General features: G+C 64.1%; 12 protein-coding genes and 6 tRNA genes. 6 read left to right on the forward strand and 12 right to left on the reverse strand.

The features are described from left to right. The first annotated feature begins 50 nt into the window (after positions 1–50). Entirely contained in the window at positions 51–1,304 is a 1,254-nt protein-coding gene (locus V3596_RS03840) for a Xaa-Pro dipeptidase (protein WP_334276269.1), read from the forward strand. A gap of 81 nt (positions 1,305–1,385) precedes the next feature. Next, complete coding sequence (locus V3596_RS03845; protein ID WP_334276270.1) at positions 1,386–1,958, forward strand: GGDEF domain-containing protein; 573 nt, start codon at positions 1,386–1,388, stop codon at positions 1,956–1,958. A 34-nt stretch (positions 1,959–1,992) separates the two neighbouring features. On the opposite strand, the gene V3596_RS03850 is transcribed toward V3596_RS03845, so the two are convergent. The 12 genes from V3596_RS03850 to V3596_RS03905 form a co-directional block, all read right to left on the reverse strand. Further along, positions 1,993–2,079, reverse strand: a tRNA-Leu gene (locus V3596_RS03850). An 87-nt stretch (positions 2,080–2,166) separates the two neighbouring features. After that, positions 2,167–2,242: transfer RNA gene (locus V3596_RS03855), tRNA-Gly, on the reverse strand. 51 nt (positions 2,243–2,293) lie between these two features. Further along, positions 2,294–2,369 (reverse strand) — tRNA-Gly (locus V3596_RS03860). Positions 2,370–2,377: 8 nt separating this feature from the next. Beyond that, a tRNA-Cys gene (locus V3596_RS03865) sits at positions 2,378–2,451 on the reverse strand. Positions 2,452–2,530: 79 nt separating this feature from the next. Next, positions 2,531–2,606, reverse strand: a tRNA-Gly gene (locus tag V3596_RS03870). Positions 2,607–2,734: 128 nt separating this feature from the next. Further along, positions 2,735–5,146: an endopeptidase La gene (gene lon / locus V3596_RS03875; RefSeq protein WP_334276271.1), complete on the reverse strand. Its 2,412-nt coding sequence runs from the start codon at positions 5,144–5,146 to the stop codon at positions 2,735–2,737. 89 nt (positions 5,147–5,235) lie between these two features. Then, positions 5,236–6,501: an ATP-dependent Clp protease ATP-binding subunit ClpX gene (clpX, locus tag V3596_RS03880; protein ID WP_334276272.1), complete on the reverse strand. Its 1,266-nt coding sequence runs from the start codon at positions 6,499–6,501 to the stop codon at positions 5,236–5,238. 116 nt (positions 6,502–6,617) lie between these two features. After that, positions 6,618–7,226, reverse strand: a complete 609-nt coding sequence (clpP, locus tag V3596_RS03885; protein ID WP_334276273.1) for an ATP-dependent Clp endopeptidase proteolytic subunit ClpP — start codon at positions 7,224–7,226, stop codon at positions 6,618–6,620. A gap of 180 nt (positions 7,227–7,406) precedes the next feature. Further along, positions 7,407–8,720, reverse strand: a complete 1,314-nt coding sequence (gene tig, locus V3596_RS03890; protein WP_334276274.1) for a trigger factor — start codon at positions 8,718–8,720, stop codon at positions 7,407–7,409. 23 nt (positions 8,721–8,743) lie between these two features. Beyond that, positions 8,744–8,830, reverse strand: a tRNA-Leu gene (locus V3596_RS03895). Positions 8,831–8,939: 109 nt separating this feature from the next. Continuing rightward, positions 8,940–12,080, reverse strand: coding sequence for an efflux RND transporter permease subunit (locus V3596_RS03900; RefSeq protein WP_334276275.1), 3,141 nt, complete (start codon positions 12,078–12,080; stop codon positions 8,940–8,942). 16 nt (positions 12,081–12,096) lie between these two features. Further along, positions 12,097–13,239 (reverse strand): efflux RND transporter periplasmic adaptor subunit, encoded by a 1,143-nt coding sequence (locus tag V3596_RS03905; RefSeq protein ID WP_334276276.1) that lies wholly within the window; start codon positions 13,237–13,239, stop codon positions 12,097–12,099. A 165-nt stretch (positions 13,240–13,404) separates the two neighbouring features. Between V3596_RS03905 and hpnC the strand changes: the two genes are divergently transcribed. The 4 genes from hpnC to V3596_RS03925 are packed head-to-tail and all read left to right on the forward strand — an operon-like array spanning position 13,405 to position 17,190. Continuing rightward, positions 13,405–14,268 carry a squalene synthase HpnC gene (hpnC, locus tag V3596_RS03910; protein ID WP_416383957.1) on the forward strand — a complete coding sequence of 288 codons (864 nt, stop codon included), beginning with the start codon at positions 13,405–13,407 and terminating at the stop codon, positions 14,266–14,268. Then, positions 14,265–15,113 carry a presqualene diphosphate synthase HpnD gene (hpnD, locus tag V3596_RS03915; RefSeq protein WP_334276278.1) on the forward strand — a complete coding sequence of 283 codons (849 nt, stop codon included), beginning with the start codon at positions 14,265–14,267 and terminating at the stop codon, positions 15,111–15,113. The genes hpnC and hpnD overlap by 4 nt, the downstream gene beginning before the upstream one ends. After that, entirely contained in the window at positions 15,113–16,426 is a 1,314-nt protein-coding gene (gene hpnE, locus V3596_RS03920) for a hydroxysqualene dehydroxylase HpnE (protein ID WP_334276279.1), read from the forward strand. The genes hpnD and hpnE overlap by 1 nt, the downstream gene beginning before the upstream one ends. Continuing rightward, positions 16,423–17,190: an IclR family transcriptional regulator gene (locus V3596_RS03925; RefSeq protein ID WP_334276280.1), complete on the forward strand. Its 768-nt coding sequence runs from the start codon at positions 16,423–16,425 to the stop codon at positions 17,188–17,190. The genes hpnE and V3596_RS03925 overlap by 4 nt, the downstream gene beginning before the upstream one ends. Positions 17,191–17,210: the final 20 nt, after the last annotated feature.

Genomic DNA, 17,210 nt, shown 5'->3' on the forward strand with positions numbered 1-17,210 from the left:
TCATGCATTTGCTTCGCCCCAGCCGCCTTGCGGCGCTCGCCACCGCACTCATGTCTGCAATTGCGCTGGCCGCCGAGCCGCCGCTGCTGGCCATCAAGGCGGGGCGTCTTGTCGATGTCGAAGCCGGCCGCGTGCTCACCGACCAGGTGCTGCTGGTGCAAGGCGAGAAGATCAAGCGCCTGGGCGCAGCAAGCCAGGTCGCGATTCCAGCGGGCGCGCAAGTCATTGACCTGAGCCGCAGCACAGTGATGCCGGGCTTGATCGACGTTCACACCCACCTGACGGTCGACGCCAGGCAGCAAGGCTATTCGCAGCTCGGCATTTCTGACACCCGCGCCGCGCTTTACGGCGTTCGCGCTGCAAAGCTCACCTTGCTGGCGGGCTTTACCACCGTGCGCAACGTCGGCGCCAGCGGCTTCGGCGATGTGGCGCTGCGCGATGCAATCAACGATGGCGACTTCATCGGCCCGCGCATGCAGGTCTCGGCCTATTCGCTCGGCATTCAAGGCGGCCATTGCGACGACAACCTCCTGCCGGCCGAGTACAAATTCACCGGCCGCGGCGTGGCCGACGGCCCCTGGGCAGCGCGCGCCAAAGTGCGCGAGATGGTCAAGTACGGTGCTGATCTGATCAAGATCTGCGCCACCGGCGGCGTGCTCAGCAAGGGCGATACGCCCGGCGCGCTGCAGTACACGCCCGAAGAGATGGTCGCCATCGTGCAGGAGGCGCACAAGCTGGGCCGCAAAGTGGCCGCGCATGCGCATGGCGCGAGTGGCATCACCGAGGCCATCAAGGCCGGCGTCGACTCTGTCGAGCATGTCAGCCTGATCGATGACGAGGGCATCAAGCTCGCCTTGGCGCAAGGCACCTATCTGGTCTTCGACATCTACAACGACGACTACATCCTGAGCGAAGGCGAGAAAGCCGGCATGCTGCCCGAGTCCATCGAGAAGGAGCGCCAGATCGGCCAGGCCCAGCGCGAGAGCTTTGCCAAGGCCTGGAAGGCCGGGACGACGATGGCCTTCGGCAGCGACTCCGGCGTCTATCCGCATGGCGACAACGGCAAGCAGTTCGCCTACATGGTCAAGTACGGCATGACGCCGATGCAGGCGATCCAGGCGGCCACCATCAAGGCGGCAAAGCTGATGGCCTGGGATGACCGCGTCGGCAGCCTGAAGGCCGGCAAGTTCGCCGACATCATTGCGGTGCACCAGGACCCATTGGCCGACGTCAGCCGGCTCACCAGCATCGACTTCGTGATGAAGGGCGGCGAAGTCGTGAAAGCCAGCAGCGCCAAGCGCTGATGCCGGCACTGCGGGATATGGAGCATGTGCGGGACGGCAATGCGTGACTAGCATGGGGCATCACCGCTGCCGGGTAGAACCATGACCATCGCCAATGCCGACCTGCGGGCCGTGCAAGGAGTCTTGAATCGCCAAGCCATGCAACAGGCACTGGAAGCGGTGGCGCAAGCCACTCGCAGCTCAGGCCATTCGCTGGCGCTGCTGACACTGGATGTCGACCACTTCAAGGACTACCAGGACGAGCATGGCCCGACACAGGCCGAGCAGGTCCTGACCCAGCTTGCGATGCTCTTGCAGCAACTGCTGCCGCCTCGCGCCAGCCTGGCCTATATGGGCGCCGATGAGTTCGTCGTGATCCTGCCGGATGCCACCTTGGCGACCGCAGCCGAGTTGGGCGAGCGCCTGCGCGACCGGATCGCCAGTGCCCTTGCTCAGCTTGGCGGCTTGCGCCCGCTGACCGTGACCGTCGGCGCCGCTGCCAGCCCGCCGAACCAGGGTTGGCAGGCTTCCACGCTGCTGGCCTTGGCCGACGCGCGGATGACCTTCGCCAAGCGCCGACTGCCCCCCCACCACAACCTGGTCTGGGCCGGCACGCTGCCGTCTGATTGGTATCTGCGCCTGGAAGTGCAGGCCAGCGCCTGGCCGAGTCAATAAGCCAGCAAGCCACCAGGGCTGAGGCCCTTGTCGGTGGTGCCCAGGACGGGAATCGAACCCGTATGGCCTCGCGGCCGGCGGATTTTAAGTCCGCTGCGTCTACCAATTTCACCACCCGGGCGAGCGCGTGAGCGTGCGGCATTATCTCTGCCGCATCAGACGCACAAAGAAAAAAGGGAAGCCGCCAGGCTTCCCTTGATCTTCAAACTGGAGCGGGTAACGAGGCTCGAACTCGTGACCTCGACCTTGGCAAGGTCGCGCTCTACCAACTGAGCTACACCCGCATTTCACTCGATGTGTTGGTGACATCAAGTCCGGCGCGAACCGGCTTTTTTTGGAGCGGGTAACGAGGCTCGAACTCGTGACCTCGACCTTGGCAAGGTCGCGCTCTACCAACTGAGCTACACCCGCATGTCTTCTGGAGGCGCGGGCCGGAGTCGAACCGACCTACACGGATTTGCAATCCGGTGCATAACCGCTTTGCTACCGCGCCAGAGAATCCATCAATTCAATTTACCAGCATCTGGTGGTGCTGATAAAAATGGGAAGCCTGGGCTTCCCATCTATGTGCCTGGAGCGGGTAACGAGGCTCGAACTCGTGACCTCGACCTTGGCAAGGTCGCGCTCTACCAACTGAGCTACACCCGCTTAAGTGTTCAACACGTCTTTGCAGACTTGGCACCGGATTTTTAAAGTCCTGCGCCGTTCGCTGAAGCAGCTATTCTATACCGAATTTTAGACGTCGCGCAAGGCTTTGGGCCTTGCGCTCGTCAATCTCAGTGCGTCGCGGCGGGCGGCGCCACCACGGCAGCTTCCGCCTTGGCTGCGACAGCCGGCTCTTCATCGGGCAGTGGCGAAGGCATCGACTCAAGCGCCACTTCGAGCACACGATCAATCCAGCGCACCGGCACGATCTCGAGCTGGTTCTTGACGTTCTCGGGAATGTCCTGCAGGTCCTTGACGTTCTCTTCCGGGATCATCACGGTCTTGATGCCACCGCGGTGAGCGGCGAGCAGCTTTTCCTTCAGGCCACCGATGGCCGTCACTTCACCACGCAAGGTGATTTCACCGGTCATCGCCACGTCTGCACGAACCGGGATACCGGTCAGGGCCGACACAAAGGCCGTCGTCATCGCTGCACCTGCGCTCGGACCGTCCTTCGGAGTCGCGCCATCGGGCACGTGAACGTGCACGTCACGCTTCTCGAAGAGCTCGTCCTTGATGCCCAGGCGGCGAGCGCGTGAACGCACCACCGTGCGAGCGGCCTCGACCGATTCCTTCATCACGTCGCCCAGCGAACCGGTGCGGATGATGTTGCCCTTGCCCGGCATGGCGGTGGCTTCGATGGTCAGCAGATCACCGCCCACTTCGGTCCAGGCCAGACCGACCACCTGGCCGACCTGATTGGTCTTCTCGGCGCGGCCGAAGTCGTACTTGCGCACGCCCAGGAAGTCGTTCAGGTTGTCGTCTGTGACGACAGCCTGGCCTTCGATGGTCTTGAGCGCAATGCTCTTCACCACCTTGCGGCAGATCTTGGAGATCTCGCGTTCCAGCGAACGGACACCGGCTTCACGGGTGTAGTAGCGGATGATGCCGCGGATGGCCGACTCGGTGACGTCCATCTCCTCGTCCTTGACGCCATTGTTCTTGCGCTGTTTGGGCAGCAAGTAGCGCTGGGCGATGTTGACCTTCTCATCCTCGGTGTAACCCGACAGGCGTATCACTTCCATCCGGTCCAGCAGAGCCGGCGGGATGTTGAGCGAGTTCGAGGTGGCCACGAACATCACATCGCTCAGGTCGAAATCGACCTCGATGTAGTGGTCGCCGAAGGTGTGGTTCTGCTCCGGGTCCAGCACTTCGAGCAGGGCCGAGGACGGATCGCCCCGGAAGTCCATGCCCAGCTTGTCGATCTCGTCGAGCAGGAACAGCGGATTGCGCGTGCCGACCTTGGACAGCGACTGCAGCACCTTGCCAGGCATCGAGCCGATATAGGTTCGACGGTGGCCGCGGATCTCGGCCTCGTCACGCACGCCACCCAGGGCCATGCGAACGAACTTGCGGCCGGTTGCACGGGCCACCGACTGGCCGAGCGATGTCTTGCCCACGCCCGGGGGGCCGACCAGGCACAGGATCGGTGCCTTGACCTTGTCGACGCGCGCCTGCACAGCAAGATACTCAAGGATGCGGTCCTTGACCTTGTCGAGGCCATAGTGGTCTTCGTTCAGCACGTCCTCGGCATGCGAGAGGTCGTGCTTGATCTTGGTCTTCTTGCTCCAGGGCAGGCCGACCAGGGTGTCGATGTAGTTGCGCACGACCGTGGCTTCGGCCGACATCGGCGACATGAGCTTGAGCTTCTTGAGCTCGGCGTCTGCCTTCTTGCGCGCTTCCTTGGGCATGCGGGCAGCCTGGATCTTCTTGTCCAGCTCCTCCATGTCGGCGCCGTCTTCGCCGTCGCCCAGTTCCTTCTGGATGGCCTTGACCTGCTCGTTCAGGTAGTACTCGCGCTGGCTCTTCTCCATCTGGCGCTTGACGCGGCCGCGGATGCGCTTTTCCACCTGCAGGATGTCGACTTCATGCTCAAGCAGGTCCAGGAGCTTCTCGAGCCGCTTGGAGACTTCGGACAGGTCCAGCACCGCCTGCTTTGCATCGAGCTTGAGCGGCAGATGCGCGGCGATGGTGTCGGCCAGGCGACCCGCATCGTCGATACCCGCGATAGACGTGAGGATCTCGGGCGGGATCTTCTTGTTCAGCTTGACGTACTGGTCGAACTGCTGCGTGACAGCGCGACGCAGCGCCTCGACTTCCGGCTTGGTATCGACTTCGGGCGGGATCGGCAGCACGTCGGCGCTGAAGTGTTCTTCACCATCAGTGATGCGCTGGGTAGTAGCGCGCTGCAGGCCCTCGACCAGCACCTTCACGGTGCCGTCGGGTAGCTTGAGCATCTGCAGGATGCTGGAGACGCAGCCCACTTCGAACATGTCTTCGGGCTTGGGCTCGTCCTTGCCAGCGGCCTTCTGTGCCACGAGCATGATCTGGCGGCCGGCTTCCATCGCGGCTTCGAGGGCCTTGATCGACTTGGGGCGGCCGACGAACAGCGGAATCACCATGTGCGGAAACACCACCACGTCGCGCAGCGGCAGCAGCGGCAGTGTGATGGGTTCAGCGGGCAGTACGGGATGACCGGACATGAAAACCTCTCTTTCTCAGACCGATCTATGGCCTGAGAGAAAAATTGCAAGGCAGCGCTTGGGGGCTGGGCGGCTTTCGTGCGGTTGGGTCAGGCACTGGCCTTCGACTCGCGATAGACCAGCAGTGGCTTGGCATCCTCCTCGATGTTGTGCTCATCCAGAACAACCTTGGCCACGCCGTCGAGGGCGGGCAGTTCAAACATCGTATCGATCAGCGAATGTTCCATGATCGAGCGCAGGCCGCGCGCGCCGGTCTTGCGGGCCAGCGCCTTGCGGGCGATGGCGGCCAAGGCCGAGGGGCGCACTTCGAGTTCCACGCCGTCCATCGAGAACAGGTGCTGGTACTGCTTCAGCAAGGCGTTCTTGGGTTCGGTGAGGATCTGCACCAGCGCGTCTTCGGTCAACTCGCCCAGCGTGGCCACCACCGGCAGGCGGCCGACGAGCTCGGGGATCAGGCCGAACTTGATCAAGTCTTCCGGCTCGACCTCGCGGAACACTTCCGACACGCGACGTTCGCTCTTGCTCTTCACCGTGGCGCCGAAACCGATGCCCGACTTCTCGGAACGGTTCTGGATCACCTTCTCGAGGCCGTCGAACGCACCGCCGCAGATGAACAGGATGTTGGTCGTGTCGATCTGCAGAAAGTCTTGATTCGGGTGCTTGCGGCCGCCTTGCGGTGGCACCGAAGCCATCGTGCCCTCGACCAGCTTCAGCAAGGCCTGCTGCACGCCCTCGCCCGACACATCGCGTGTGATCGAGGGGTTGTCGGCCTTGCGCGAGATCTTGTCGATTTCGTCGATGTAGACGATGCCGCGCTGGGCGCGCTCAACGTCGTAATTGCAGTTCTGCAGCAGCTTCTGGATGATGTTCTCGACGTCCTCGCCCACGTAGCCGGCTTCGGTCAGCGTAGTCGCGTCAGCGATCACGAAGGGCACGTTCAGGAGGCGAGCCAGCGTTTGCGCCAGCAGCGTCTTGCCCGAGCCCGTGGGCCCGATCAGGAGGATGTTGCTCTTGGACAGCTCGATGCCGTCCTTGGCGCCCGTCATGTGACGCAGGCGCTTGTAGTGGTTGTAGACCGCGACCGACAGCGTGCGCTTGGCCACGTCTTGCCCGATCACGTAGTTGTCGAGGCTGGCCTTGATCTCGCTGGGCACCGGCAGGTCGGACTTGCTGGCGCGCGCCTGTGGCGTCTCGGCCGGCGCTTCGTCACGAATGATGTCGTTGCACAGCTCGATACATTCATCGCAGATGAACACGGAGGGGCCCGCGATCAGCTTCTTCACCTCGTGCTGACTCTTGCCGCAGAAAGAGCAGTACAAGACTTTTTCGCTGGAGTTGCCTTTTTTCTCGGCCATGGATTCGCTCAAACCTTCAGACAGACTTCCTGAACTGATGATAGTTCAAATGGAGATAGGGCCCTTTTGCAGAAAAGGGCCCTTCGGCGGCACCAGTTGGCACCAAAACACCGGTTTCAAGGACGTTTCGCGATCACCTGGTCGATCAGGCCATAGCCGGCGGCCTCGTCGGCCGACATGAAATAGTCCCGCTCCGTGTCCGCCTGGATCTTTTCCAGGCTCTGGCCGCTGCGCTCGGCCAGGATACGGTTGAGCTGCTCGCGAGTCTTCAGGATCTCACGGGCGTGGATCTCGATGTCGGTCGCCTGGCCCTGGGCGCCGCCCAGCGGCTGGTGGATCATGATCTTGGAGTTCGGCAGCGCGAAGCGCTTGCCCTTTTCACCTGCCGCCAGTAGGAACGCGCCCATGCTCGCAGCCATGCCCATGCAAAGCGTCGAGACCTGCGGCTTGATGAAGTTCATCGTGTCGAAGATCGACATGCCGGCCGAGACGCTGCCGCCGGGCGAATTGATGTAGAGGTTGATGTCCTTGTCAGGGTTCTCGCTCTCCAGGAACAGCAGTTGCGCCACCACCAGGTTGGCCACTGCGTCATTCACCGGTCCGACCAGGAAGATGACTCGCTCGCGCAGCAGACGGCTGTAGATGTCGTAGGCACGTTCACCGCGACCCGACTGTTCGATGACGATGGGCACCATGCCCAGATTGCTTGTCTCAAGCGCGCTCATGTAAATCCTCGAATTAGAAACATCGCATTGCCGGACTGATTATGTCCGCTCGCCAGCCCCCTTGCCGGAAACGACAGGTGGGGTGCTCTTGGCGAAATGACAAGGGCGAGCCGACCCTGCCGAAATGACAAAGGCGCCGACCTTTCGGCGCGGCGCCCTCTGGATTCAGCCGAGGCTGGATCAGTTGCCAGCGGCCATCAGCTCATCGAAAGGCAGAGCCTTGTCGTTGATCTTGGCCTTGGCCAGCACGAAGTCGGTGACGTTGTTTTCAACGACCACGGCTTCCACTTCGGCGAGGCGCTCCCGGTCGCTCAGGTACCAGCGCACGACGTCAGCGGGCTTCTCATAGCTCTGTGCCAGTTCTTCGATGTGCGCTTGCAGTTGCTCCGGCTTGGCCTGCAAATTGTTCGAACGAACCAGCTCGCCGACCACCAGTCCCAGACGCACGCGGCGCTCGGCTTGGGGCTTGAACAGCTCTTCAGGGATCGGGGCCTTGTCGGCATCCTTGACGCCGCGCTTCTTCAGGTCTTCGCGAGCATTGGCAACCAGGCGCTCGGTTTCACTGGCGACCAGGGCATTGGGCACGTCCAACTCAGCCACCGACACCAAGGCTTCCATCACGGCAGCCTTGTTGCGGGCCAGCACGCGGAACTTCACTTCGCGCTCGAGGTTCTTCTTGATGTCGGCGCGCAGCGCCTCGATCGAAGCATCCTTGATGCCCAGGGCCTTGGCGAACGCTTCGTTCACTTCAGGCAGGTGCTGGGCTTCGATCTTCTTGACCGTGACCAGGAAGTCTGCTTCCTTGCCGGCCACGTCTGCACTGTGGTAATCGGCCGGGAAGGCAAGCGGGAAGGTCTTGCCTTCGCCAGCCTTCATGCCGCGCACGGCCTTGTCGAAGGCTTCGAGCATCTGGCCTTCGCCGACCATGAACTGGAAGGCTTCGGCCTTGCCGCCGGAGAAGGGTTCGCCGTCGATCTTGCCTTCGAAGTCGACGGTCACGCGGTCGCCTTCGACGACCACGTCGGCCGCAGCACGCTGGGCGAAGGTGCGGCGCTGCTTGCGCAGGATCTCGACGGTCTTGTCGATCGCTTCTTCGCTCACTTCGCTGCTGACGCGCTCGACTTCGGCACCGGCCAGGTCGCCGATCTTGACTTCCGGGTAGACCTCGAAGGTGGCGTCGAAGGCCATCTGGCCTTCAGGCGACTGTTCCTTCTGGGCGATGCGGGGCACGCCGGCCACACGCAGCTTGGCTTCGTTGGCGGCGCTGGAGAAAGCCTCACCCAGCTTGTCGTTCATGACTTCATACTGCACCGAGTAGCCGTAGCGCTGGGCCACGACGCTCATCGGCACCTTGCCGGGGCGGAAACCGTCAGCCTTGACGGTACGGGCCAGTTTCTTCAGACGGTTCTCGACTTCGCTGTTGATGTCAGCGGCCGCCAGCGTGAGCGTGATGCGGCGTTCGAGCTTTTCGAGGGTTTCGACGGTAACGGCCATGTTGGACTCAATACAAAGTTAGCTGGTGCGCGGGGCCGGACTCGAACCGGCACGCCGGTGAAGGCGTCAGGACCTAAACCTGGTGCGTCTACCAATTTCGCCACCCGCGCGGCGTTGTCTCAGGCCTGCGTCCGGGGATAGATATTCCGTCGGCAAGCCTGTGGCGATTCGGCAAACCGGCGATTGTAGCCGCTTCGCCGGGGCAAAAATCTTGCAGCCTTACAAACGAGAAGGCTCGACCGGGCGCTTGACCCGGAACCAGGCGGCATACATGGCCGGCAAGGCCAGCAGGGTGAGCACCGTGGCGACGATCAGGCCGCCCATGATGGCCACGGCCATCGGCCCCCAGAACACCGAGCGCGACAGCGGCACCATGGCCAGCACGGCCGCCGCCGCCGTCAGCACGATGGGTCGGAAACGCCGCACCGCCGACTCGGCAATCGCGTTCCAGGCCGGCACGCCACGCTCGCGGTCCTGCTCGATCTGGTCGATCAGGATCACCGAGTTGCGCTGGATCATGCCCATCAGCGCAATCACGCCGAGCAAGGCGACGAAGCCGAACGGCCGGTTCAAGAGCAGCAAGGCGCCAGCCACGCCGGCAATGCCCAGTGGCCCGGTCAGAAAGACCAGCATGGCTCGCGAGAAGCTCTGCAGCTGCAGCATCAGGAGCGTGAAGGTGATGAACAGCATCATCGGCACGCCGGCCGCAATCGAGCCCTGGCCCTTGCTGCTCTCCTCCACCGCACCGGCCACCTCGATGTAATAGCCATTGGGCATCTTGGCCTGCAGCTTCTGCAGCGCGGGCCAGACTTGCGCGGTCACTGTCGCACCCTGAAGACCTTCGACCACATCGCCCTGCACGGTCACCGCATAGTTGCGGCCTTCGCGCCACAGCACGCCAGGCTCCCAGTCGAAACTGACCTTGGCGATCTGCGTCAGCGGGATCGCGCGGCCGCTCGCCGTAGGTACATAGGCGTTGGCAATGTCTGAGATGGCATTGCGCTCGTCGGCGGGCTGGCGCAGCACGATGTCGATCAGGCGGTCGCCCTCGCGGTACTGGCCCACCACGGAACCCGACAGCAAGGTGCGCGACGCTTGCGCGAGGCTCTGGCTGGTCACGCCCAGCGCGCGTGCCTTGTCCTGGTCGACGTCGAGCTTCAACGCTTTGACCGATTCGTTCCAGTTGTCGTTCACCCCGCGCATGTTCGGGTTGGCGCGCAGGATTTCCTTGGCCTGGTCGGCCCAGGCGCGCACGGTCTTGACGTCCTGACCCAGCACACGGAACTGCACCGGATAGGGTACCGGCGGGCCGTTGGGCAGCAACTTGATGCGCGAGCGCACATCCGGGAATTCAGCGGCAAGCAGCGCCGGCAGACGCTGACGCAGCGCCTCCCGCTCGGCCAGGCTGCTCGGCAGCACGATGGCTTGCGTCACATTGGTCTGCGGGAACACCTGGTCCAGGGGCAGATAGAAACGCGGCACGCCGCTGCCCACCCACATGGTCACCGAGGACACGCCCGGCTCCTTCATCAAGCGGGCCTCGAAGCGCTTGGCCACGGCTTCGCTCTGCTGCATGGTCGCGCCTTCCGGCAGCCACAGGTCGACCATCACCTCGGGGCGGCTTGAGTCAGGGAAGAACTGCTGCTGCACCTTGCCCATGCCAGCGAGGCCCAGGGCGAAGACCAGCACCGTCATGCCTATCGTCTTCCAGCGATGCTCGACGCACCAGTACACCAGCTTGCGGAAGCGGTTGTAGAACGGCGTGTCAAACAACTCATGCACTTCGCCGTCCTTGGGCTTGTGCGTCTTCAGGAGCAGCGCGCCGAGGTAAGGCACGAAGTAGACCGACACCACCCAGGAGATCAAGAGCGCAGCCGCGGTGACCGCAAAGATGGCATAGGTGTATTCGCCGGTCATCGACTTGGCCATGCCGATGGGCAGGAAGCCTACCGCGGTGATCAAGGTGCCGGTGAGCATGGGCATAGCCGTCGCGTCGTACGCGAAGGTGGCCGCATGCATCTTGTCGTAGCCCTCCTCGAGCTTGCGCACCATCATCTCGACCGCAATGATGGCGTCATCCACCAGCAAGCCGAGCGCAATGATCAGCGAGCCCAGCGAAATCTTGTGCAGGCCCACACCCCAATAGAACATCGTGACGAAGGTGATCGCCAGGACCAGCGGGATGGTGATGGCCACGACCAGGCCGGGCCAGATGTCGATGCGCCAGGGCCGCGTGTGCAAACCCAGAGAGATGAAGCTGACGACAAGCACGATCACCACGGCCTCGATCAGCACCTGAACGAACTCTTTGACAGAGCGGGCCACGGCTTGTGGCTGGTCTTGCACCTGCTGCAGCTCGATGCCGGCGGGCAGCGCCGCGCGGATCTGCTTGGTGGTCTTCTGCAGGCTCTTGCCCAGCGAGATGATGTCGCCACCCTTGCTCATCGACACGCCCAGGGCAATCACCTCACGGCCCTGGTGGCGCACCATGACGGCCGGCGGATCGGCGTACTCGCGCTTGACGACGCCGATATCGCTCAGCTTGATCGTGCTGGCCACGCCGGTGGCCGGGTTGATGCCGCGAATCGGAAATTCGCGCAGAGCGTCGACGGAATTGAACTGCCCTGCCACCCGCACCTGGAGGTTGCTGCTGCCCGCATTGAGCAAGCCGGCGCCTTCCACGGCGTTCTGAGCATTGAGCTGTCCGATGACCTGATTCAGGTCCAGGCCCAGCTCGGCCAGGCGCTTGTGCGATATCTCGACAAAGAGCTTTTCGGGCTGCACGCCAAAGGTTTCCACCTTGGCCACGTCAGGCACCTTGAGCAGTTCGCTGCGCACTCGCTCGGCATGCTGACGCAATTCCTCGCGTGAAAACCCATCGGCAGAGAGGGCAAAGATGGAGCCGTAGACGTCGCCGAACTCGTCGTTGAAGCCGGGGCCGAGAACACCTTGCGGAAGCGTGGCGCGCATGTCGCCGATCTTCTTGCGCACCTGATACCAGACCTCAGGCACCTCCTTGGGCGGCGAGTTGTCTTTCAGCTGGAAGATGGTCAGCGATTCGCCCGGCTTGGTGTAGGAGCGGATCTTGTCCGAGTACGGCACTTCCTGCAGCGTCTTCTCGATTTTGTCCGTCACCTGCTCGGCCATCTGCTGGGCCGTCGCACCAGGCCAATAGGCCTGCACCACCATGGCGCGGAAGGTGAAGGGCGGATCTTCATCCTGACCCAGCTGGAAGTAGGCGGCGAAGCCCGTCACCATCAGCACGATCATCAGGTAGCGCGTAAGCGCGGGATGCTCCAGCGCCCATCGGGACACATTGAAATGCGAGGTCCCCGGGGCGCGGCTCGGATTGCTGTTCATGCGAGAGCTCTCCGGGTCAGCGCGAAGCGGCAGCGGGCAGTGTGGCTGCGGGCGCTACAGCTGCAGCGGGCGGCTTGCCATTGACGTCGTAGCGGCGCACCTTTTGCCCAGTCGTCAGCACGTGCACACCGGCCACCACCACTTCCTGCCCGGTGGACAAGCCGCCGACGATCACCACCTCGTTGCCGTCCACACCCCCGACCTGCACCGCTTGCGACTTGACCGTCATCGTGGCGGGATCGAGCAACCAGACGCTGCTCTTGCCATCCAGCTCCAGCACGGCCGCCAGCGGCAACTTGATGATGTTGTCGGTGCGCGGCAGTTCCAGCAGCACTGTCGCCGTCTGGCCGAGCTTCAATTCAGTGTTGCGACCACCATCAGCCTTGAAAAGAAAGGTGCGGGTGACTGGGTCGGCCGCAGCCGACACCTCACGCAGCGTCAGGTCCTGCGCCGTCTGGCCCTGCCCCCACAGTCGCACCTTCAGGGCGCCGGGCTGGCTGGCCGCGGCTCGCAGCAAGGCCACCTTATCCTCAGGCACGGAAAACACCACATCGCGAGGCCCGTCCTGGGCCACGCGCACGATGGGTGTGCCCGCGCCCACCACCATGCCGGGCTCGGCATCGACACCGGTAACCACCCCTGCGTGGTCCGCCACCAGCTGCGCATAAGCCGCCTGGTTGCCCTGTACTCCGGCCTGGGCCCGGGCTTGATCGAGCTGCGCCTGAGCGGCCTTGAAAGCCGTGTCGCGGCGCTCCAGTTCGGCGGCGCTGATGAAGCCCTGGTCGCGCAACTCAATGAAGCGCTTGAGTTCGGCGCCGAGCTGGTCGCGATTGGCTCGTGCAGCGAGCACACCGGCCTTGGCTGCATCCTGCGCCAGCACCAGGTCCTGGGCATCGATCTGGGCCAGCAATTGGCCCTGGCGAACGGAATCGCCAACATTGACCTTGCGGCTCAAGAGCTTGCCGCCCACCCGGAATGACAGGCGGGATTCAGTCCGCGCCTTCACCTCGCCAGCAAACTCCAGCACCATGCCGGCGCTGCCACTGTCCAGCTTCAGGGTCCGCACCGAACGCTCGGGCTCCGGCGCAGGCGCCTGCTTGCTGCAGGCCGCCAGCACGGCCAGGGCGAGCACGACGAGGGCAGTTCGAACTTGGGGCATGAGAACCTCGTGAAAAGCGGGTCGGCATGCCCGAGCAAAAGCCCGCTGCAGCCCCGTTCCGCAGTAACTGACTAATTGGTCAGTAATGTATTCAGCGGCCACCACGCTGTCAAACCCGCCGAAGGGGGCGCCAATGACAACGAAGCCTTCCCAAAAACACACACAATGCCGCTCGTGAGCATAGAGCACTACGAGAACTTTCCTGTTGCTTCCTGGCTGTGCCCGCCGGCATTGCGGCCGGCCATTGCAGCCATTTACTGGTTCGCGCGCACCGCGGATGACCTGGCCGACGAGGGTGACGCCGATGCCTCGCAGCGCCTGGCCGACCTCCAGGCCTATCGCGAAGACCTCCGCGCCATGGCAGCCGGCCGGCATGTCTCGTCGCGATGGACCGGGGTGTTCGCGGCGCTGGGGCCGGTGTTCCGCCAGTACGCCCTGCCCTTGCAGTTGCTGGACGACCTGCTGGACGCCTTCATCCAGGACCTGCACAAGACCCGGTATTCAGACCGGCTGGAACTGCTGGACTACTGCCGGCGTTCGGCCAACCCGGTCGGCCGCCTGCTCCTGCACCTCTACGGCATCCAGGACACCGAGGCGCTGCGCCGATCCGACGCCATCTGCACCAGCCTGCAATTGATCAACTTCTGGCAAGACCCCAGCCGCGACATACCGAACGGCCGCTGCTACGCGCCGACCAGCGACCTGGCGCGCCACGGCATGAGCAGCCAGGACTGGCTGCGCGGCCAGGACAGCCCGGCCAGCCGCGCCTTGCTGGCCGAGCTTTGCGGCTGGGCCCGGGAGCTGATGGACAAGGGCGCGCCACTGGTGCACCAGATACCAGGGCGGGCCGGCTGGGAGTTGCGCCTGGTTGTCCAGGGCGGACTCAGGATTCTTGAGAAAATCGCCCACATGGATTTCGCCACCTTGCAGCAGCGCCCAGTCCTTGGGGCCTTCGACACCTTGCCCATGCTCTGGCGTGCCCTGCGCATGCCCCGCTCGGCCGACCTCATGCTGGAGGCCCGCTCTTGACCCCCGAGCAGTATGTGCAGGACAAGGCGGCCAAGAGTGGCTCGAGTTTCTACTACGCCTTTCTCTTCCTGCCGCCGCCGCGCCGCGCCGCGATCACGGCTTTCTATGCCTTCTGCCGCGAGGTGGATGACGTCGTCGATGAGACGCAAGACACCGGCGTTGCCGCCACCAAGCTCGCCTGGTGGCGCAAGGAGGCAGCCAGCGCCTTTGCCGGCCAGCCGCAGCATCCGGTGATGAAGGCATTGATGCCGCATTGCGCGCCTTTCGACATCCGGCTGGAGCATCTGATGGCAGTGATCGAAGGCTGCCAGATGGATCTGGAGCAGACCCGCTACCTGGACTACCCCGGCCTGCAGAGGTACTGCCACCTGGTGGCCGGTATCGTTGGCGAAGTGGCGGCGCGAATATTCGGCCAGGAGGATGCCCAAACCACCGCCTACGCCCACAAGCTCGGCCAGGCCATGCAGCTCACCAACATCATTCGCGATGTCGGCGACGACGCGCGGCGCGGCCGCATCTACCTGCCGGTCAGCGAACTTCAGCAGTTCGACGTGAAGGCGCATGAGATCCTCAAGCGCGACCGGCCCTGGGGCTACAGCGAGCGCTTCACGGCCCTGATGAAGTTCCAGGCCGAGCGCGCCCATCGCCTTTACGACGAAGCCTTCGCCCTGCTGCCTGAGGCGGACCGCAAGCCGCAAAAGCCCGGGATGATGATGGCCAATATCTACCGCGCGCTTCTGCGCGAGATCGAGGCCGAGAACTTTCAGGTGCTGCACCAGCGCATTTCGCTGACACCATTGCGCAAGCTCTGGATAGCGATGCGCACCAACTGGCGCGGCCGCTGATGCAGGCGCCTCGCCGCGTGGCCGTCGTGGGCGGCGGCTGGGCGGGTCTGGCCGCGGCTGTGCGCGCCACCGAGCTCGGCGCACACGTGACCTTGTTCGAGATGTCGGGCCAATGGGGCGGGCGGGCCCGCAGCGTGAGCGACCAGTCGCCACTGCTCGATAACGGCCAGCACATCCTGATCGGCGCCTACCGTGACACCCTGGCCCTGATGCGCCGCGTCGGCGCCGATCCGGATCGACTGTTCTTGCGCACGCCACTGCGGCTGCGCTATCCCGATCATGAAGGCTTGCGCCTGCCTGGCGGCCAGCCGCTGCTTTCCTTCCTGCGCGGCGTCCTGCGCTACGAGCGCTGGCCGTGGCGGGCGCGCCTGGCCTTGCTCGCGCAAAGCTCCGCCTGGTTGTTCAGTGGCTTCAAGTGCCCGCCGGGGCTGAGCGTTGCCCAGCTGTGCGCACGGCTGCCCGAGCCGGTCCGCGTCGATCTGGTCGAGCCGCTCTGCGTCGCGGCGCTGAACACGCCGGCCGAGCGCGCCAGCGCCCAGGTCTTTCTGAGGGTGTTGCAGGACGCCATGTTCAGCGGCCCGGGTTCGGCCGACCTGCTGCTGCCCCGCAGGCCGCTGGGCGACCTCCTGCCCTCGCCCGCCGCTGACTGGCTTCAAACTCAAGGTGCAGACTTGCGCCTGGGACGGCGAGCTCAGGACCTGCAGCCCATGGAGGACGGCCGATGGCAGATCGACGGCGAGCATTTCGATGCGGTCGTGCTGGCATGCCCGCCGATGGAAGCGGCCAGGCTCACGCAGCCTGCCTCGCCAATCTGGGCCGAGCAGGCGCGCAGCTTGCGATACGAGCCCATCATCACGGTCTACCTGCGCCAGCCCGGCGCATGCCTGGCAGCACCGATGGTGGCGCTCCACGAATCGCCCAGCGCTCCAGCCCAATTCGCATTCGACCATGGGCAGTTGAGCGGCCAGGCCGGGCTGTTTGCCTTCGTCATCAGCGGCGCCCAGGCCTGGGTCGACGCCGGCTTGCAGGTGGCTGGCAACGCTGTTGAAGCGCAGGCAAGGGCCGCGTTGGGCTGGCAGGGCGCTATCGAGCGGGTTCGCGTCCTGGCCGAGAAAAGGGCCACATTCGCGTGCACGCCAGGCCTGGCCCGCCCACCGGCGCTGATCGCTTCAGGGCTCATCGCTGCCGGCGACTATGTGGCCGGCCCCTACCCTGCCACGCTGGAAGGCGCAGTCCGATCCGGCCTCGCTGCCGCCAATGTGGCCATTTCGCCATGTAAAACGGGTGCGAAATCGACCACAATGGCGGCATGAAAAACAAAGAGCTCGCCACACCTGCCATCCAGGTGCTGGAACGCACTTTTTCCTTGCTGGACGTGCTGGCCAGCCACCAGGATCCGGTTTCGCTGAAGCAGATCAGCGAATCGACCGGCCTGCATCCTTCCACTGCTCATCGCATCCTCAACGACCTCACCATCGGGCGTTTTGTCGACCGACCCGAGGCCGGCAGCTACCGGCTGGGCATGCGGCTGCTGGAGCTGGGCAATCTGGTCAAGGCAAGGCTGGACGTGCGCGATGCGGCCCTCGGTCCCATGCGCGAGTTGCACAAGTTCACCCACCAGCCGGTCAATCTCTCGGTGCGCCAGGGCGACGAGATCGTCTATATCGAGCGCACCTATTCCGAGCGCTCAGGCATGCAGGTCGTACGCGCAGTCGGCGGCCGCGCGCCCCTGCACCTGACCTCGGTCGGCAAGCTGTTCCTGGCCAGCGACGAGCCGCTGCGGGTGCGCGCCTATGCCACCCGCACCGGGCTGGCCGGCCACACCAAGAACAGCATCACCGAGATCGGGGCGCTGGAGCGCGAGATGGCGCTGGTCCGTCAGCGCGGCCTGGCGCGCGACGACGAGGAGCTGGAGCTGGGCGTGCGCTGTATGGCCGCCGGCATCTATGACGACCAGGCCAAGCTGGTGGCCGGGCTGTCGATCTCGGCGCCGGCCGACCGGCTGGAAGAAGGCTGGAGCTCGCGGCTGAAGGAAACCGCCGCGCAGATTTCCGCGGCGCTGGGCCACCGCGGCTGAACGCTGGGTCTGAAAAAGAC

The organism is Roseateles microcysteis, from assembly GCF_036880965.1.
Taxonomy (GTDB): domain Bacteria; phylum Pseudomonadota; class Gammaproteobacteria; order Burkholderiales; family Burkholderiaceae_C; genus JAUASW01.

What these genes read in the sequence shown, in the direction of transcription:
- V3596_RS03840 (WP_334276269.1), top strand. Translation starts at nt 51, where the DNA reads ATGTCTGCAATTGCGCTGGCCGCCGAGCCGCCGCTGCTGGCCATCAAG.
- V3596_RS03905 (WP_334276276.1), bottom strand. Translation starts at nt 13,239, where the DNA reads ATGCCCCAAGTTCGAACTGCCCTCGTCGTGCTCGCCCTGGCCGTGCTG.
- V3596_RS03845 (WP_334276270.1), top strand. Translation starts at nt 1,386, where the DNA reads ATGACCATCGCCAATGCCGACCTGCGGGCCGTGCAAGGAGTCTTGAAT.
- clpX (WP_334276272.1), bottom strand. Translation starts at nt 6,501, where the DNA reads ATGGCCGAGAAAAAAGGCAACTCCAGCGAAAAAGTCTTGTACTGCTCT.
- tig (WP_334276274.1), bottom strand. Translation starts at nt 8,720, where the DNA reads ATGGCCGTTACCGTCGAAACCCTCGAAAAGCTCGAACGCCGCATCACG.
- V3596_RS03900 (WP_334276275.1), bottom strand. Translation starts at nt 12,080, where the DNA reads ATGAACAGCAATCCGAGCCGCGCCCCGGGGACCTCGCATTTCAATGTG.
- lon (WP_334276271.1), bottom strand. Translation starts at nt 5,146, where the DNA reads ATGTCCGGTCATCCCGTACTGCCCGCTGAACCCATCACACTGCCGCTG.
- hpnE (WP_334276279.1), top strand. Translation starts at nt 15,113, where the DNA reads ATGCAGGCGCCTCGCCGCGTGGCCGTCGTGGGCGGCGGCTGGGCGGGT.
- V3596_RS03925 (WP_334276280.1), top strand. Translation starts at nt 16,423, where the DNA reads ATGAAAAACAAAGAGCTCGCCACACCTGCCATCCAGGTGCTGGAACGC.
- clpP (WP_334276273.1), bottom strand. Translation starts at nt 7,226, where the DNA reads ATGAGCGCGCTTGAGACAAGCAATCTGGGCATGGTGCCCATCGTCATC.
- hpnC (WP_416383957.1), top strand. Translation starts at nt 13,405, where the DNA reads ATGCCGCTCGTGAGCATAGAGCACTACGAGAACTTTCCTGTTGCTTCC.